At 70.2% G+C, this 17,218-nt stretch carries 16 protein-coding genes and 1 pseudogene; 7 read left to right on the top strand and 10 right to left on the bottom strand.

From position 1 onward, the window contains the following. The first annotated feature begins 13 nt into the window (after positions 1-13). The 4 genes from thrC (at position 14) to groL (ending at position 4,431) form a co-directional block, all read left to right on the top strand. Positions 14-1,291: a threonine synthase gene (gene thrC / locus ACFVT2_RS20245; protein ID WP_390019578.1), complete on the top strand. Its 1,278-nt coding sequence runs from the start codon at positions 14-16 to the stop codon at positions 1,289-1,291. Positions 1,292-1,346: 55 nt separating this feature from the next. Then, on the top strand, positions 1,347-1,625 hold the full coding sequence (locus ACFVT2_RS20240) for a MoaD/ThiS family protein (protein ID WP_390019576.1): 279 nt from the start codon (positions 1,347-1,349) through the stop codon (positions 1,623-1,625). Positions 1,626-2,108: 483 nt separating this feature from the next. Next, entirely contained in the window at positions 2,109-2,312 is a 204-nt protein-coding gene (locus ACFVT2_RS20235) for a cold-shock protein (protein WP_003949956.1), read from the top strand. 496 nt (positions 2,313-2,808) lie between these two features. Beyond that, positions 2,809-4,431 carry a chaperonin GroEL gene (gene groL, locus ACFVT2_RS20230; RefSeq protein WP_100605988.1) on the top strand — a complete coding sequence of 541 codons (1,623 nt, stop codon included), beginning with the start codon at positions 2,809-2,811 and terminating at the stop codon, positions 4,429-4,431. 163 nt (positions 4,432-4,594) lie between these two features. Here the strand turns inward: groL and ACFVT2_RS20225 are convergent, their stop codons facing one another. After that, positions 4,595-4,807, bottom strand: a complete 213-nt coding sequence (locus tag ACFVT2_RS20225) for a hypothetical protein (protein WP_390019573.1) — start codon at positions 4,805-4,807, stop codon at positions 4,595-4,597. A gap of 643 nt (positions 4,808-5,450) precedes the next feature. On the opposite strand from ACFVT2_RS20225, the gene ACFVT2_RS20220 reads away from it, so the two are divergent. Then, positions 5,451-6,359 carry a DUF998 domain-containing protein gene (locus ACFVT2_RS20220; protein ID WP_390019571.1) on the top strand — a complete coding sequence of 303 codons (909 nt, stop codon included), beginning with the start codon at positions 5,451-5,453 and terminating at the stop codon, positions 6,357-6,359. A gap of 1,283 nt (positions 6,360-7,642) precedes the next feature. On the opposite strand, the pseudogene ACFVT2_RS20215 reads toward ACFVT2_RS20220, so the two are convergent. From ACFVT2_RS20215 to ACFVT2_RS20200, 4 genes and pseudogenes are all read right to left on the bottom strand, one after another. Continuing rightward, positions 7,643-7,831 (bottom strand): annotated as a pseudogene (locus ACFVT2_RS20215) (DUF397 domain-containing protein); the annotation flags it as partial. 11 nt (positions 7,832-7,842) lie between these two features. Further along, a complete protein-coding gene (locus tag ACFVT2_RS20210) occupies positions 7,843-9,570 on the bottom strand; it encodes a PTS transporter subunit EIIC (protein ID WP_390019568.1) in 1,728 nt (575 codons plus the stop codon). Between the two features lie 35 nt (positions 9,571-9,605). Further along, positions 9,606-10,559, bottom strand: a complete 954-nt coding sequence (gene murQ, locus ACFVT2_RS20205; RefSeq protein ID WP_390019565.1) for an N-acetylmuramic acid 6-phosphate etherase — start codon at positions 10,557-10,559, stop codon at positions 9,606-9,608. A gap of 241 nt (positions 10,560-10,800) precedes the next feature. After that, complete coding sequence (locus tag ACFVT2_RS20200; protein WP_390019562.1) at positions 10,801-11,733, bottom strand: MurR/RpiR family transcriptional regulator; 933 nt, start codon at positions 11,731-11,733, stop codon at positions 10,801-10,803. A gap of 131 nt (positions 11,734-11,864) precedes the next feature. Here ACFVT2_RS20200 and ACFVT2_RS20195 point away from each other — a divergent pair, with 131 nt between their 5' ends. Together ACFVT2_RS20195 and ACFVT2_RS20190 are read left to right on the top strand one after the other, a co-directional pair. Next, complete coding sequence (locus tag ACFVT2_RS20195; RefSeq protein ID WP_018540318.1) at positions 11,865-12,227, top strand: hypothetical protein; 363 nt, start codon at positions 11,865-11,867, stop codon at positions 12,225-12,227. Position 12,228: 1 nt separating this feature from the next. Then, a complete protein-coding gene (locus tag ACFVT2_RS20190) occupies positions 12,229-12,489 on the top strand; it encodes a DUF4031 domain-containing protein (RefSeq protein ID WP_390019559.1) in 261 nt (86 codons plus the stop codon). A gap of 105 nt (positions 12,490-12,594) precedes the next feature. Here ACFVT2_RS20190 and ACFVT2_RS20185 read toward each other — a convergent pair whose 3' ends face one another. The 5 genes from ACFVT2_RS20185 to ACFVT2_RS20165 all read right to left on the bottom strand — a co-directional run bounded on the left by ACFVT2_RS20185 (position 12,595) and on the right by ACFVT2_RS20165 (position 16,898). After that, complete coding sequence (locus ACFVT2_RS20185) at positions 12,595-13,917, bottom strand: Cmx/CmrA family chloramphenicol efflux MFS transporter (protein WP_390019556.1); 1,323 nt, start codon at positions 13,915-13,917, stop codon at positions 12,595-12,597. A 93-nt stretch (positions 13,918-14,010) separates the two neighbouring features. Continuing rightward, complete coding sequence (locus ACFVT2_RS20180) at positions 14,011-14,715, bottom strand: hypothetical protein (protein WP_390019553.1); 705 nt, start codon at positions 14,713-14,715, stop codon at positions 14,011-14,013. A gap of 18 nt (positions 14,716-14,733) precedes the next feature. After that, positions 14,734-15,585 carry a transporter substrate-binding domain-containing protein gene (locus tag ACFVT2_RS20175; protein WP_390019551.1) on the bottom strand — a complete coding sequence of 284 codons (852 nt, stop codon included), beginning with the start codon at positions 15,583-15,585 and terminating at the stop codon, positions 14,734-14,736. A 93-nt stretch (positions 15,586-15,678) separates the two neighbouring features. Beyond that, positions 15,679-16,416: a hypothetical protein gene (locus ACFVT2_RS20170; RefSeq protein ID WP_390019548.1), complete on the bottom strand. Its 738-nt coding sequence runs from the start codon at positions 16,414-16,416 to the stop codon at positions 15,679-15,681. Further along, positions 16,413-16,898, bottom strand: coding sequence for a hypothetical protein (locus ACFVT2_RS20165; RefSeq protein ID WP_390019546.1), 486 nt, complete (start codon positions 16,896-16,898; stop codon positions 16,413-16,415). Before ACFVT2_RS20165 ends, ACFVT2_RS20170 begins: the two co-directional genes overlap by 4 nt. Positions 16,899-17,218 lie beyond the last annotated feature (320 nt).

Raw genomic sequence — 17,218 nt, 5'->3', positions numbered from 1 at the left:
GGGCCTCGCCTCCATGGCTGTGCAAGTCACCGAATCCGCTCCCGCTGTCTCCCTCGGCCCCGCCGTCGCGCTGTCCTGTCGCGAATGCGGACAGCGCTTTTCGCTCGGCCCGATCTTCGCGTGCCAGGAGTGTTTCGGCCCGCTGGAAGTCGCCTACGAGCTCCCCGGCGGCGACCCCGAGGAACTGAAGAAGCGGATCGAGGCCGGACCCGCCAACATCTGGCGCTACGCCCCGCTGCTGCCCGTCCCCGCCGACGTGGCCGACAAGCCCAACCTCAACCCCGGCTTCACCAAGCTCGTCAAGGCCGACCGGCTCGCCGCCGAGCTGGGCGTCACCGGCGGCCTGTACGTCAAGGACGACTCCGGCAACCCCACCCACTCCTTCAAGGACCGGGTCGTCGCGATCGCCGTCGAGGCCGCCCGCGCCTTCGGCTTCACCACCCTGTCCTGCTCCTCGACCGGCAACCTGGCCGGTGCGGTCGGCGCCGCGGCGCGTCGCGCGGGCCTCAAGTCCTGCGTCTTCATCCCGCACGACCTGGAGCCCGGCAAGGTCGTGATGGCCGCGGTCTACGGCGGTGACCTGGTCGCCATCGAGGGCAACTACGACGACGTGAACCGCTTCTGCTCCGAGCTCATCGGCGACCCGCTGGGCGAGGGCTGGGGCTTCGTCAACGTCAACCTCCGCCCCTACTACGGCGAGGGCTCCAAGACGCTGGCGTACGAGATCTGCGAGCAGTTGGGCTGGCAGCTGCCGGACCAGCTCGTCATCCCGATCGCGTCCGGCTCCCAGCTCACCAAGATCGACAAGGGGCTGAAGGAGCTGATCGCCCTCGGTCTGGTCGAGGACAAGCCGTACAAGATCTTCGGCGCCCAGGCCGAGGGCTGCTCTCCGGTGTCCGTGGCCTTCAAGGCCGGACACGAGGTCGTCAAGCCGCAGAAGCCGAACACCATCGCCAAGTCGCTGGCGATCGGCAACCCGGCGGACGGCCCGTACGTACTCGACATCGCGCGGCGCACCGGCGGTGCGGTCGAGGACGTCACCGACCCGCAGATCGTGGACGCGATCAAGCTGCTGGCCCGTACGGAGGGAATCTTCGCGGAGACCGCGGGCGGCGTGACCGTCGGCGTGACCAGGAAGCTCATCGAGAACGGCATCCTGGACCCGTCGCTGACCACCGTCGTGCTGAACACCGGTGACGGCCTCAAGACCCTCGACGCCGTCGCCGCCGGGCCCTCCGCCACCATCCGGCCGAACCTGGACGCGTTCCGTGCGGCCGGCCTGGCCGGCTGAGTCGGCCCTCCGCCCGCCCCGATTCCGCACCCGTACTTCCCTGGAAGGCAGAACCATGAGCGTCAAGGTCCGCATCCCCACCATCCTGCGCACGTACACCGGAGGCGAGGCCGAGGTGGCCGCCGAGGGCGCGACCCTCTCCGAGGTCATCGCCGACCTGGAGAAGAACCACCAGGGCATCGCGGCCCGGGTGCTCGACGACGCGGGCAAGCTGCGCCGCTTCGTGAACGTCTACGTCAACGACGACGACGTCCGCTTCGAGCAGGGCCTTGCGACACCGACCCCGGACGGTGCGGGCGTCTCGATCATTCCGGCAGTGGCGGGCGGTTGCTGACCCGGTAGCCGACGCTGACGCGCCCGCCGGCGCCGGTGTTGAACGCGCCGATCGAAATTGCGCCAACTCTTTGCCGGTAGTGACCGGAAATTGCCCCGTCCGTACTAAACGGACGGGGCAATTCCGTGTTGTGAAAGGGGATACCATTGGGGCGATCCCCCTCCGGTTATCTCCGCGTGCATGCCGAACGCATATGAGATCGCGGGGACTTGTGCGCAAGTTGTGTGCGCGTTTTGTCGTTTGCGCGGCTTATTCCTGGCCCGACTTGGCCTGAGATAACGGCATTTGAGTACATACAGCCGATTCCCTGGCGCCAGAATTCTCGTCCGATTGACCTGTTGCGCTGGGCATTGGTCCAGATACATTCAGCGGCGGTCGACGCGTTCCGGCGCACATCCCACGGACCATTTCCGGCGGGGTGAGGTCTGACCCGGGTCCGCGGAGTGCGGTCCTGCGCAAGGGCCAGTAATAGGGGAGTTAGGCATGGCTCAGGGCACCGTCAAGTGGTTCAACGCGGAGAAGGGGTACGGCTTCATCGCGGTCGACGGTGGTGCGGATGTTTTCGTCCACTACAGCGCGATCCAGATGGACGGGTACCGCACCCTTGAGGAGGGTCAGCGAGTCGAGTTCGAGATCTCGCAGGGCCAGAAGGGGCCACAGGCGGACATGGTCCGGGTCGCCGCCTGAGGCGGCGACCGACTGCATCGTTGGAAGAAGGCCCGCATCCCCGAGTACGGGGTTGCGGGCCTTCTGTCGTTCCCGGACGGCATAGGCGCCCCACCGCTTCCGGGCGTCGCGGGCGCCTTGCCGTTCTCGGGCGTCTCGGGTGTCACGGGCGCCTCACGGGGGTGGTACGCGGGCGCGCGCGGGCGGTGGTAGCTGTCTCGGAGGCGGGGCCCGGTCGTCTCGCGGACGGGGGTCCGACCGTCTCACGGACGAGGGGTCCGACCGCCAAGCGCTTGCACTCGATGGGTGCGAGTGCTAATCATTGCGTTAGCACTCTCCCAGTGAGAGTGCTGAATGTGGACCGGGTCGGTGAGGCCCGCACGCCAGGTGGGGCAAGGAACCACACGGTATGCAGGCCGTCCGTCGCGGGCGCCAACACGGTCCGATATTTCCTCCCCCAAGCTCTCGGCTTCGTTCGGGCAGGGGGACCCCCATCAGTCCGGAGGGACCACTTCACATGGCCAAGATCATCGCGTTCGACGAGGAGGCGCGGCGCGGCCTTGAGCGCGGTATGAACCAGCTCGCCGACGCCGTCAAGGTCACCCTCGGCCCCAAGGGCCGCAACGTCGTCCTTGAGAAGAAGTGGGGCGCCCCCACGATCACCAACGATGGTGTTTCCATCGCCAAGGAGATCGAGCTGGAGGACCCGTACGAGAAGATCGGCGCCGAGCTGGTCAAGGAGGTCGCGAAGAAGACGGACGACGTCGCCGGTGACGGCACGACGACCGCGACCGTCCTGGCCCAGGCGCTGGTCCGCGAGGGCCTGCGCAACGTCGCCGCCGGCGCCAACCCGATGGCCCTGAAGCGCGGCATCGAGAAGGCCGTCGAGGCCGTCTCCGGTGCGCTGCTCGACCAGGCCAAGGAGATCGAGACCAAGGAGCAGATCGCCTCCACCGCGTCCATCTCCGCCGCCGACCCGCAGATCGGCGAGCTGATCGCCGAGGCGATGGACAAGGTCGGCAAGGAAGGCGTCATCACCGTCGAGGAGTCCCAGACCTTCGGTCTGGAGCTGGAACTCACCGAGGGTATGCGCTTCGACAAGGGCTACATCTCGGCGTACTTCGCGACCGACATGGAGCGCATGGAGGCGGCGCTTGAGGACCCGTACATCCTCATCGTCAACTCCAAGATCGGCAACGTGAAGGACCTGCTGCCTCTCCTGGAGAAGGTCATGCAGTCCGGCAAGCCGCTGCTGATCATCGCCGAGGACGTCGAGGGCGAGGCCCTGTCGACCCTGGTCGTCAACAAGATCCGCGGCACCTTCAAGTCCGTCGCGGTCAAGGCGCCCGGCTTCGGTGACCGCCGCAAGGCCATGCTCGGCGACATCGCCATCCTCACCGGTGGCACCGTCATCTCCGAGGAGGTCGGCCTCAAGCTGGAGAACGCCGGTCTCGACCTGCTCGGCCGCGCCCGCAAGGTCGTCATCACCAAGGACGAGACCACCATCGTCGACGGTGCCGGTGACAGCGAGCAGGTTCAGGGCCGGGTCAACCAGATCCGCGCCGAGATCGAGAACAGCGACTCGGACTACGACCGCGAGAAGCTCCAGGAGCGCCTCGCGAAGCTGGCCGGCGGCGTGGCCGTCATCAAGGCCGGCGCCGCGACCGAGGTCGAGCTCAAGGAGCGCAAGCACCGCATCGAGGACGCCGTTCGCAACGCGAAGGCGGCCGTCGAGGAGGGCATCGTCGCCGGTGGTGGCGTGGCCCTGCTCCAGGCTTCCTCGGTCTTCGAGAAGCTGGAGCTGGACGGCGACGAGGCCACCGGTGCCGCCGCCGTGAAGCTGGCCCTGGAGGCCCCGCTCAAGCAGATCTCCGTGAACGCCGGCCTTGAGGGTGGCGTCATCGTGGAGAAGGTGCGCAACCTGACTCCGGGTCACGGCCTGAACGCCGCGACCGGCGAGTACGTCGACATGATCGGCGAGGGCATCATCGACCCCGCCAAGGTCACGCGCTCCGCGCTGCAGAACGCCGCCTCCATCGCGGCGCTGTTCCTCACCACCGAGGCCGTCATCGCCGACAAGCCGGAGAAGGCCGCTGCGGCCGCTCCGGGCGGCATGCCGGGCGGTGACATGGACTTCTGATCCGCCGCGGCTCCGGCCGCTGGTCGATCAACGTCCGCTCGTTCGCCGGGGCGGTACCTCCTCTCCCAGGGGGTACCGCCCCGGCGGCGTTTTCTCTCCGGACCCTCCGCCTTATGCGGCTATGGGGCTGCGGCCGGCGGTGGGGCCCTTGTTACGGCCGGTGTTACGGCAGGCGGTCGAGGAGCCAGGTGGACAGCTCTTCGGTGATCAGGGTGTGCTCCTCGTTCCGCGCGGCCAGGACGAAGTCGTCCAGGGGGCTCTCGTCCGGGTCGAGTTCGTCGATCGGGCGGTAGAGGTCGGCGTGGTTGCTCGGCTCCCGTACGGCGACCGCGCTGACCGCCGGGACGAAGCAGTGCTCCCGGATCGGGTTCTCCACGGCGAACCCCAGGATGGGCGCCAACTTGTTGAGCTCGTCGGCGAGGATGCCGAAGCCGTCGAGGGTGCCTCGGGGGCGTGGCCGCCTGGGCGGCCGGGGCGCCGACGAACACCACCGAGCCGACCACCGCCGCGCAGGCCACCGCCGCGCTGATGCGGCGGCCGCCCCTCCCGTGCCCCCCTGTGCCCGTTGCGCCAATGCGTGGTGCTCTGTGTCTGGACCATTGCTGTGGTTCCTCCCCGCGGATCAGATGCCGGGGCGAAGCCGTTGTGGTTCGCATCCGTATCCCGGCGAGGCAATGACAACGGGTCCGTCACTCTCCGCACCAGGTTGTATGTGGACAGTCATGATCGCCGCTATACGGGAGCGTGATCGGTGATCGATCGAGAATGATGCGTTGCTCGCGCGAACGTATGTTCCCTTGATCGAGAACGGTCGGAAAGCGGTCGCCCGGCGATCGTCCGATACCCCGACGGAACCCCAAACCCGATGCCGTAATTGGCTGGATCATGTGATCAGGGGATTGGCTGGGCCTGACGGGTGAAGGCTCGGCGCGCCTCCGACCGGCGCGCCAATGGGGAGGGCTTTGCCGGGGAGAACCTTCGCACTAGGCCCCCGCCCCCACCCGGAACAGGACCCGCCCGTGCCGAACGTCCCGAACCCCACGCGGACCGGTGCCCGCACCGTCTACGAGCCCGTGGTCACCCCCACCACCCGCTACGCCGGCCGGGAGGCGACGGCGGCCTTCCTCTTCGCCGTCGCCGCCCTGCTCTACAACTGGTGGCTGCTGGAATTCCGCCTCCGCACCGGCCTCGACCCCCGCCACTCCTACGTCAGCGAGCTCTACGCCGCCGACCAGCCGCTGCGCCACCTCTTCGGCGGCCTGGAGAGCGGCTGCGCGCTCCTGGTCATCACCGGCGCCCTACTGGCACGCAGTACGCCCGCCGGCCACGGGCGCTGGGCCCGCACCGGCTGGCTCGCGCTGGTCGGCCTCGGCCTCTCCTCGCTGGCCGACGTCATCCTCCCCATGACCTGCGCCCCCTCGGTGGAGCCCGGCTGCGTGGCGGTCCATCCCTGGCACACCGCCACCAGCGCCTTCGCCCACTTCTTCCTGTTCGCCTCGATGGCGACCCTCAGCCGCGCCGCCGCCGTACAGCGTCCGCCCATGCCACTGGTCCGCCGCTGGGGCCCGCGCGTCCTGGCCGTGGCCATGCCCGCCGCGATCCTGACCGTCGGCCCGCTCATCGGCCACCCCGGCTGGCACGGCGTCCCGCAGCGCGTGCACCTGACGCTGGTGGGCGTGTGGTTCGCCCTGTTGGCCTGCGAGTTGGGCCGCTCGGCCCGCCGGCGGCGACGCTGGGCCGGCCACTGGGACGGCCCGTGGGAGCGGTACGTGGAAGGACTCAGGCGTGTATGGCGGACCGAACCTGCCGGGCGCGGGAACGGACCCGCTCCGGAGCGAGCTGGTCCGGAGCAGGCCGGTCCGGAGCAGGCCGGTCCGGGGCAGGCTGGTTCGGAGCGAGCCGGTCCGGAGTCACTCGGTCCGGAGTGAGTCGGTCTGGAGTAACTCGGTCTGGAGTGAGTCGGTCTGGGGTGAGCGGGGTCGGACCGTGGGCCGGTGGGGTCCCGCCGGTCCTGTTGATCCCGTTGATTCTGTTGGTTCCGTTGGGTTCGCCGATCCCGTTGGGTTCGTCGGTCTCGGCGGTTTCGTCCCGGCAGGAGCGGCAGATGCCGCCGGGGAGTGCCGTGGGGCGTCCCGGCGCGCGGCAGACGGTGCACTCCATGATGCGGAGCGGTGTGGCGGGCGGCGGTGTGACGGCCGGTGCGGCGGGGACCTGGGTGATGACGGGTGGCAACTTGGCTGTCAGCCGGGACAGGGTGAACCGGGCCGGGTGGTGGACGGGGGTGGGCAGCCCGGCCGTCAACGCGGTGAGGACCTGGTCCGGTGACGCGCCCCTGGCCAGCCATTCCGCGACGTGCGGTGCCAGTGAGGTGCAGTCGGCCGCCGAGAGCGTCAGGCGGGGTTCGATCCGGCCGAGGCCCGCGAGGAGGGCGTAGGCGGGGCTGGGCGGACGGGAGGGGGTGGGATGCGCTGGTCGGTGCTCGTCCGCTTCGGCCTGCGGCACGTTCCCGGCGGGTAAGGCCGCCCACCAGGAGTCGTCCCGTGCCGTACGGGAGAAGTACGTCCGCGTCACCCACTGCGGGCTGCCACCGCTGCCGATGAACGTCTCGGTGAACCGCCGCAGATGACCGGCCTCCGATAGCCGACGCAGGGCGGTGCGGAGGGCGCACTGCCCGTAGTCCGGCAAGACCCTGGCCAGCGTCTTCACCGAGACGTCGGCCCCTTCGGGGAGCCGGTCTAGGTACGCGGCGATGGACGCCTCGCGGCGGGGGAGGTGAGCGAAGTCGGTGGCGCGGCGGGGGTGTTGGTCCGGGGCGCTGCGTTTGCCGAAACCTGGTTTGGCGCGGGGGTGGGGGGCTGCGTATGAGGCCGCGGGAAGGCTAGAGTTTTCGTCAGCCACGAGATCGGGATTCCTCTTGCGTCGATCTTGATGGTGAGACCCCGGCGTGGTGTTGGTAGCACCTGCCGGGGTTGTTTTGTTGCTGCGCACGCTAGACGGGCGGGACGCTGCGTGGCAAGCCCGCTACGGAACGTCATCCGGCCTGGTGTGCGCGGGAGTTGGGGTGCGGGGGAGGGTGGGTGGGTACTGGTCCGTCCGCCCGTTCCTTGGAAAGAGGGCTCGGATTACGAGGCTTGAGCCCCGGGGGTTGGCCCGGGGCTCCGAGGTCGGCTGGAGTTGGTCAGCTCGCCTTGATGCCGTCGATGAACGCGGATCATGCCGCCGCCCGAAACACGAGCGCCGGGCCGTGGGGGGCCTTGGAGTCGCGAACGGGGACGACGCCGGCGTGGCCGTCGGAGAATTCCAGGCAGTTGTCGCCGTCGCCGCCACTGTGGGACGACTTGCGCCAGGTGGCCACCTCGACGCAGTTGCCTCCACTGCCTCCGCTGTAGGTGCGCTTGTGGGGGCGGCTGCTTACCCGATTCCTTCGAGAGCGGTGTTCCGGGCGTCCGGGTCCGGTCGCCGGGGGGTGTCGGGGGGTGCCGCGTCGGCTTCGCCTTCCTGTTTCGCGTGCGGTGCCTCGGGGGTCGCGTTCAGAACCGCGCGTTGCTGCTTGCTGAGGCCGAAGAGGTAGGTGGCGGCGAAGCCGACCGCGTAGCCGATGAGGAGACCGAGGGCGTAGACGATGACCGTCGTGCCGAGCGAGTGATTGCCCTTGACCAGGGGGAAGAGGGCCCAGCCGGAGGGGCCGATGGCGGTGGAGCCGACGGCGTCGCCGAGTTGGTTGAACAGGCCGACGAAGCCCCCGCCGAACGCGCCGCCGACGCAGGCGGTGGCGAAGGGGCGGCCGAGGGGGAGGGAGACGCCGTAGATCAGGGGCTCGCCGACACCCAGGAAGCCCGCGGGGAGGGCGGAACGGATCGTCGTGCGGATCGGGCGGTTGCGGGGGAGGCGGAGGTAGACGGCGAGGGCGGCGCCGACCTGGCCCGCGCCGGCCATGGCGAGGATCGGGAGGAGGGTCGTATAGCCCTGCTGTTGGATCAGGGTGGTGTGGATGGGGATGAGGGCCTGGTGGAGGCCCAGCATGACGAGGGGAAGGAAGAGGCCGCCGAGGAGGAAGCCGGCGAGGGCGCCGCCGTGGGCGAGCAGCCAGTCGGCGGTGGTGCCGATGGCGGTGGAGACCTCACCGGCGACGTACATCAGGCCGAAGACGGTGACCAGGCCGGTGAGCAGAACGGTGAGGGTGGGCGTGAGGAGGACGTCCAGGGCCTCGGGGATGCGTCTGCGGAGCTGTTTCTCCAACTGGGCGGCGAGGAGGGCGGCGGCGAGGGCGCCGAGGACGCCGCCCTGCCCGGGGGCGAGCTTCTGGCCGAAGGCGGTGACGTTGGCGATGCCGGGGAAGACGATCACCGCGGCGACCGCGCCGCCGAGGACAGGGGTGCCGCCGAACTCCTTCGCGGTGTTGTAGCCGACGAAGACCGCGATCAGGGACATGAAGCCGGAGGCGATGGCGGTCAGGACGGGGATCAGAGAGGGGAGCCAACCGGCGTTGGTCAGCAGGCCGTTGAGGCCGGCGATGATGCCGCAGCCGATCAGGGCGGGGATGAGCGGCACGAAGATGTTGGCGATGCGGCGGAGGAAGAGTTTGACGGGGGTGGCGTTGCGGGCCTTTTGGCGGGCCTTGAGGGCGGCGCCTTGGGAGGCAAGGTCGCCGGCGGTGGTGGCTGCGGGGGTGGTGATGTCTGTTGGGGGCGGGGCGTCTGTCGGGGGTGGGGCGTCTGTTGCAGTGTCTGTTGGGGTGGCAGTGACTGTTGGGGTGGTGCTGTGGGGGCGGGGGTGGTGGGGGGCGGCTTTTGAGGGGGCCGCTGGGGCGCCGCTTTCTTCCTTTTTACGGCAACGATTACGGAGAGTGATTTGTTCCTGCGGAGCGTTATCGGAGTTGCCGGTCTCGGCTGTCAGGCGTTCGAACTCGGGGGTGACTCGGGCGACCGTGCCGGGGCCCAGGACGATCTGGTAGGTGTCGTCCTCCACCACGCCCAGGACGGCGGGGAGTGCCTTGAGGGCGTCGTCCTGGACGAGGGTGCGGTCCTGGATGCCCAGGCGGAGGCGGGTCATGCAGTGGGCGACGGAGGTGACGTTGTTGGCGCCGCCGACGAGAGGGAGGAGCGCGGCGGCGATGGCGCGGTTCTTGTCTTCGGTCATGTGTGGCGCCTTGCTGTCGGATGGCTGACGGTGGGTCAGGTCGTATGGGCGTGACCGGTGGTGGACTGGAGGGCGGTGCGGAGGTGGCCCTTGGAGGCGTTGAGGAGGCGGGTGGCTTCGTGACCGTCCACGCCGCCGAGCAGGACGAGGATGGCGTTCTTCACCTCACCGTCGGTTTCGGTGAGGGCGGCCTCGATCTCCAGGTCGGAGGCCCCGGTGGCGAGCGCGACGATGCGGCGCGAGCGGGCCCGTAGTTTGTCGTTGGAGGCTCGGACGTCGACCATCAGATTCCCGAAGGTCTTGCCCAGCCGGATCATGGTGATCGTCGAGATCATGTTGAGGACGAGCTTCTGGGCGGTGCCTGCCTTGAGGCGGGTGGAGCCGGTGATCAGCTCGGGGCCGACGACGATCTCGATGCCGTGCTCGGCGGCCGCGGCGAGGGCGGAATCGGCGTTGCAGGACAGGCCGATGGTCAGGGCGCCGATCGTTCGGGCGTGCTCGACCGCGCCGACGGCGTACGGCGTGCGGCCGGAGGCGGAGATGCCGACGACGATGTCGCGGTCGGCGACGGCGAGCGCGGTCAGGTCGGCGGCGGCCAGCTCCCTGCTGTCCTCGGCGCCCTCGACGGCGGTGACCATCGCGGACGGGCCGCCCGCGATCAGGCCGAGGACCTCGGAGGGGTCGGTGTTGAAGGTCGGCGGGCACTCGCTGGCGTCCAGGACGCCGAGGCGGCCGGCCGTACCGGCGCCGGCGTAGATCAGGCGGCCGCCGCGGGCCATCCGGGCGGCGGCGGCGTCGATGGCGGCCGCGATCTCGGGGAGGCGCTCGGCGACGGCGGTGGGGACGGTGGTGTCCTCCTCGTTCATCAGGCGGGCGATGTCGAGGGTGGGGCGGCGGTCGATGTCGGCGAGGTCGGGGCGGTATGCCTCGGTGGTGAGGGAGGCCAACTGGGTGCGGAGGGTTGAGTAGTTGGGGTCGGTGGGTGGCATGGGGAGGGGCTCCTTGGGGTGCGGGGCCTTGGGATGGCGAGGGCTTGGTTGCGGCTGTCGGGTGGGGGTGCGCCGCTTCTCTTCCGGCTGCCTGCCGGTGGGTGCCGCTGTGCCCGCGCGCGCCCCAGCGGCCCGACGGCCCACAGCGGGGCGTCGCGGCGGTGCGACTGCCCGCAGCGGGGTGTGGCGCGGCCGCCCAGGGTGGGGGCTGGCCACGGTGTGACGGGATGTTGCGGTGTGGTCAGTGGCGGGGGTTGTGGCGGTGGGCGAGGGCTTCGTAGGAGGCGGAGAGGGCGGGGGCGGCGGTTTCGTAGGTGCGCTGGGCGACGCCTATGAAGAGGCAGTCGATGACGAGGAGTTGGCTGGTGCGGGAGGACATGGCCGCGGGGCGCAGCTCACTCTCGCGGGCCGTGGACGTCGTCAGGATGTGGTCGGCGTAGGCGGCGATCTCGCCGTCCGGGCGGCCGGTGATGGCGATCGTCGTCGCGCCGTGGTCGAAGGCGACCCGCAGTGGCTCTATGACGTCCGTCGTCCGGCCGGAGTGGGTGATCGCGATGGCCACGTCGCGGGCTCGCATCTGCACGGCGTTGGTCACGGCGAGGTGCGGGTCGGAGTGGGCATGGGCGATCAGTCCGATGCGCAGCAGCTTCTGGACCAGGTCCTGGGCGACGAGGTTGGAGGCGCCTATTCCGTAGACGTCGATCCGGCGGGCGGAGGCGAGGGCGGCGACGGCCGCTTCCAACTGGGTGACGTCCAGTGCGGCGGCGGTGTCGGCGAGGCACTGCTGCTCTTCCTGCGCGAGCTTGGCGACGACGTCGATCAGGGAATCGTCGACCGCTATGTCCGCCGTGACGACGGGCGCGCTGCCGGTCGCCTGCTGCGCGGCGAGCGCGGCGAGGGCGAGGCGCAGGTCGCGATAGCCCGGGTAGCCGAGCAGGCGGGAGGTGCGCACGACGGTGGCTTCGCTGGTGCCGGTGCGCTCGGCCAGGCCGGTGACGGTGAGGGCGGCGCAGCCGGCCGGATCGCTTGCGACCGTCTCCGCGACCCGCTGCATGGAGCGGGTCATCGTCGGCGCGAGCGTGCGGACCTTGGCAGCCAGTGCCGCGGGGGCCGGTGGCGCCGGAGCCGAGGTCGGCCTGGCGCCGATGAAAGTTTCTTTCACTCCGCTACTCATGTCTGAAAGGTATTTTCAGCATCGGTGACGCGTCAATACCCTCCGTGAAGCCTGTGGACGGACCGCTGACGGTGTCCGGGTCGACTGTGGATAACTTCAGCCGGCCGGCGGCTCCGCGCGAGAATGAGGTCATGGAGCTGGAACAGGCATTGCACGCCGCGCGAGCGCTGGTGCTCGCCGACCTGATGGCGGACGACGTAGCGGACGCCGAGATCGTCTCGCTCGTCGAGGATGCGGTCACGCATCGTCGATGGTGGGTGGAGCAGTGGCCTGAGGGCGCGTCGTTCGTCGCGGGACTGATAGCGCAGGACGTACAGGACGCATTGTTGGAGCGGTACGGCCGCTGGCCGTTGTGCCCGGTGTGCACGGAGTCCGGAGATCCGCACGCGCTCGATGTGGAGCCGGAGTTGGGCCCGGATCCGCACTGGGTGTGCCCGAAGACGGCGGTCGCCGTCGCCCCGGTCGGGCGGCTGCGCGCGCCGACGGAGGGCTGAGGTGGCGATCTACATCGACCCGCCCAGCTGGCCGGGGCACGGTCGTATGTGGTCGCACCTGGTGAGTGACCGCTCGTTCGACGAACTGCATCGCTTCGCGGCGGTGCTGGGCGCGCCCCGCCGGGCCTTCGAGCGCGACCACTACGACCTGCCGGCCGAGCGGTATGCCGATGCCGTGCGGGCGGGGGCGGTGGAGGTCGGCTCCAAAGAGCTGGTGCGTCGTCTTACGGAGGCGGGGCTGCGGCGGCCGAAGGGGCGGTGAGGGAGGGGGTGGGGAGGGGAGGCGGATGGGGGGCGAGCGTACGGCGGAGTAGGTGCAGGACCAGCCGGCGTTCGCCCGCCCGCCGGCTGGTTGCCTGCGCGGCCGTCAGCGGCGTTCTGCGGTCTCCGAGGAGCGGACGGCGGACGCCGCGGTGGATGCGCCGCCGGAACCGGTGCTGGAGTCCGTGCCGGAATCGGCGTCGGATCGGGGTGCCGAGGACGCGACCACGTGGGAGCGGGCCGATGTGCGGTGGAGGCGGAAGGCGAGGGCCGTGGTGAGGACGGCGACGGCGGCGAGAGCCGCACCGGTCCAGGCGACGGACGGGTAGCCCCAGCCGGCGCTGATGGTCAGGCCGCCCAGCCAGGGGCCGAGGGTGTTGCCGATGTTGAAGGCGGCGGTGGTGGTGGCGCCGGCGAGGGTCGGGGCCGCGTTCGCCACGTTGAACATCCGGGCGTTGAGGGCCGGGGCCGTGGTGAAGGCCGTGACGCCGAGCATGAGGGAGAGTGCCACGGCGGCGATCGGGCTGTGCGCGGTCAGCGCCAGGACGGCGAGGACGGCGGTGGAGGCCGAGATTCCGCCGAAGAGCGTGCCGAAGAGGTGGGCGTCGGCGATCCGGCCACCGATGAACGTACCGATCAGCGCGCCGACGCCGAAGAGGGCGAGCACCGTCGGGACCCAGCTCTCGGCGAGGCCGGCGGTGTCGGTCAGGAGCGGGGAGAGGTACGAGAAGAGGGCGAAGACCGCGGCGCCGTTCATGGCGGTGGCGATCAGTGCCAGCCAGACCTGCTTGTCCTTGTAGATGGTCAGCTCGCGGCGGAGCTGGGGGCGGTCCTCGCCGGTGGGCACCTTCGTACGGGGTACGAGGGCGACGACGCCGATGAGGCCGATCACGGAGAGCCCCGCCACCGCCCAGAAGGCGGAGCGCCAGCCGGCGTGCTGGCCGAGCAGCGCACCGGCCGGGACGCCGGCGATGTTGGCGATGCTCAGGCCGCCGACCATGACGGCCATGGCGCGGGCCCGGGCGTTGACCGGGACCAGTGAGACGGCCACGGCCGCGCCCACCGCCCAGAAACCGGCGCAGGCCAGGGCGCTGACCACCCGGGACACGAAGAGGACGGTGTAGGAGGGTGCCAGCGCGCCCGCGACCTGGCCGAGGCCGAAGAACGCGAGCAGGGTGATGAGGGTGGTGCGGCGGGGGAGGCGGAGCGTTGCGGCGGCCAGCACGGGGGCGCCGACCACCATGCCGATGGCGAACGCGGAGACCAGCAGTCCGGCCTGCGGGATGGAGACCTGGAGATCGCGGGCGAGCGGCTGGAGGATGCCGGAGAGCATGAACTCGCTGGTGCCCAGGGCGAATACGGACAGGCCGAGGACGTAGACGGCGAGGGGGAGGCGGGCACGGGGAGGGGGGGCGGCTGGTGCTGGCATGACAGGTATCAACCGGGGAATGGGTACTGGCATTCCCGGTCGGGGGGTGGTGTCCGCCACGCGGCGGCCGTGCCGGGTGCTGGGCCGGACCGGTCAGCCGGAGTCGGTGCCGTTGTCGCTGCCGCTCTCCAGGAGGGCGAGTTCGGTCGACAGGTTGTGGCGGGCCGGTTGCTCCCAGCGGTCGTGGCCCTGGGGGGTCCTGAACAGGCGGGGGAGCGCCAGGAGTTGGCGGAGGACGGCGGCGCGGCCGGCCCGGAAGTCCGGGTCGGGGACGAAGCCGTACTCGGTGCGGACCGCGGCGGCGTAGGTGGCGTAGGCGTCGGGGGAGCCGGCCAGGACGGCCAGGTCGGCGTCGCACAGGACGGCGCCGTTGCGGTCGTCGGGGGCCGGGTCGTGGGTGACGGTGAGGCGGACGAGGCGGGCGACCTCGGCCGTGCGGGGTGGGGCGATGCCGAGTTCGGGGAGGGCGCGCTCGGCGAGGGCGGCGCTGCGTTCCTCGTTCTCGGAGCGGTCGGGCCGGTAGACGGCGTCGTGGAACCACGCTGCCAACTGGACGGCCGGCAAGTCGTCGGCGTGCGCGGCGAGTTCGTCGATCCGGGCGAGGACGGCGGTGAGGTGGTCGGTGGTGTGGTAGTGGCGCTGTGGTTCGGCCCAGCGGTCGAGGAGGTTGGCCGCGTACGGGGCGGGGTCGGGGCGCTGCTGGGTGCCGTGGGCCGGGGTGTCGTGGACCTGGGTGCCGCGGGCCTGGGCCACGGTGGCCGCCCAGCGGGCGGCCAGGTCGGGGCGGGGGTCGGTCATGTCGGCCATTGTGCCCGGTCAGGGGGCGGGTTCGTCGCGGCAGGAATGGAGTTCGATCTCGTCCGCGGTGGGTTTGTAATGAGCTTGCCAGTCGACGTCGGCTTCGGGGATGGAGGGGAGCGAGGATTTGAAATCCTGGTCCCAGTCGCTGGTGGTGACGTAGGTGCGCAGCGCGTCGCGGAGTTTGTAGCAGTCGGCGCGGTGGCCTTTTGCCATGGCGATTCCGTAGCGGTTTGCGGAACCGATGGTGAGTTTAGGTATGACCCTCAGGTTCTTGTGCCTCTCGGTGAATCCATAAAGGATCATTTGGTCGGTGGAGACTGCGCTGGCGTATTTCGTATTGAGGTCGTCGATGCAGCTGGAGGCGTCGGGTGCCTCGTACCACTTGCTGTCGGTGTATTTCTTGAGGGTGTCGAGGGAGGTGGTGCCCGTCCAGGTGCAGACGCGTTTTCCGTCGAGGTCGGAGATGTTCTGGATGCTGTGATCGTCCTTGCGGACCATGAAGCCCTGCAAGGTGGAGGCGTACGGGCCGACGAAGTCGAGTTCTCGCATGCGGTCGGCGGTGATGGAGAAGGTCGCGACGACCAGGTCCTTCTTCTTGTTCTTCAGTACGGTGCCGCGCAGTTCCGAGGGGACCGCGCCGAAATCCGGTTCCACATTGAGCGTTTTGAGTACGTGATTGGCGACCTCGACGTCGAATCCGAGGGGGTGGTAATGCTCGATTGAGCTGGTACCGGGTTGGTCGTCTTTCACGCCTACCGCGACCCTGCCGGAGCTGAAGAGGGAATCCGAGGAGCCGCAGGCGGTGGCGGTCGCGGCGAGGGCGACGAGGATGAATAAGGGAGCCAACGTGGTACGGCGAATCGTCATGGGGTCCCCGTTTCTTCCGTGCGCTGGTGCGGTCGTGAGTTGTGGTGTGGATCGTGATTTGTGGTGCGGGTCGTGAGTTGTGGTGCGGTGCGGTCACGTGTCGTAGAGCGTGGCCTGTGTGGTGCGGATGTCCAGGAGGCAGCCCTGGGCCGTCCTGAGTTCGACGTCGATCCGTACGGTGCGGACCTGCCCGCCGAGGAGGAAGTCGGCGGTGCCGCCGTGGCGGACGGTCGTCGGCTGGGCCGTGCTGCCGGGGCCGAGCAGGGTGAGGTCGGCCGAGGAGTCCGGGCGGCAGGTCGGGTCGGCGGTGTCGTGATCGTTGATGGCCAGGGTGAGGCGGAGGGCGTTGCGGGACTCCTCGGGGGTGGCGATGTCCAGGCTCAGGGTGATGTGGGTGCCGTTGGACAGGGCGCGCTTCACCGGCGGGTTGATCTTCCCGGTGACGTCGATCTCGCCGTGGGTGACGACGTTCCGGAAGGCCAGGTGGCCGCCGACGGTGGCCAGGACGGAGACCAGGGAGAGCGTGGCGACGATGCGGGCGCTGGCGGGGCGCTGGATGAGGACGCGGCCGGTCGCGGTGCCGAGGGAGACGGCGGCCAGTGCGCCCCACAGGGCGTACTGGGAGGCCGGGCCGTCCGGCCAGGTGGTGCCCGCGATGATCAGGGCGGCGCAGGCCAGGAGCAGCGGCAGCCAGCGGGCGCTGGGGTGTTGCAGGGCCCAGCGGATGAAGACGTTCCGGATGTTGCCGGCGGCGATGGAGTGGTCGCCGGTGGCGGTGGCGTCGTTGTGGATGTGCTCCGGGTCCGGCCGCGGTGGTGTGCGGGGGGTCATGCGTCGTCCCGGGGGCTGGGGCCGCCTCCCATGTTGATGGTGCCGTGGATCTCCCCGGCGGCGATGGAGCCCTGGCCGGTCGCGGTGGGGTTGTTGTGGACGATGCGCGGGCCGGTGGCGGCGGTGAGCTGTTCGACGTGGCGCCGGAAGCCGCCGGCGTCGTGGTCCTCGGCGGGGGCGTGCAGCCAGTTGGTGAGGGCGGTGGCGAGTAGTCGGCGGTCGTGGTCGTTCAGGGTGGCCAGTAGTTCGTCGAGGGCGTCGGCGCGGTCGGTGTCGAGGTGCGGCCGGGTGGTGCCGTCGTCGCTGAGGGTGGCGGTGTCGTCGCGGCGGTGCAGCAGGCGGCGGAAGAAGCCCTCGCCGGCGGTCACGGTGCGTTCGGCGAGGCGGTCCTGGGCGGCGGTGAGGACGGAGGTGCCCAGGTTGTTGGCCGCTAAGACGAGATATGGGGCTATTTCGGCGGATACGGTCGCAAGGTCGGACATCTGGTTTCTCCGTGCTCGAAGCCGAGGGCGAGCGAGGTGCCGGCGCAACGCCCTTACGGGAAAGGCGTGTTACCCAAGTGAGGGCTGATCCACACTCGCGCCATTGGGTGGTTTTCGGGGTGGTGGGGGCGGAGGGGGTGGGTGGATTTCGGCCGCGTCGCGGGGCGGGTGGAGGTGTCGTGGTCAAGGAGCGCTTAGGCTGGGTATTGGACTAGACCTGTGAGGGGCGTCGGGTCGGGGGCGACGGGCCGCGGCAAGCGCGTGCGGCGTCGCCCCGGCCCCCCGTCCCGCGGGTTCTGGCCACGTCGTTCGTCAGCGGA

The organism is Streptomyces sp. NPDC058000 (assembly GCF_042886435.1).
Lineage (GTDB): Bacteria > Actinomycetota > Actinomycetes > Streptomycetales > Streptomycetaceae > Streptomyces.
Note: the sequence above shows the minus strand (reverse complement) of the source record. Positions and strands in the feature narration are given on the sequence as shown.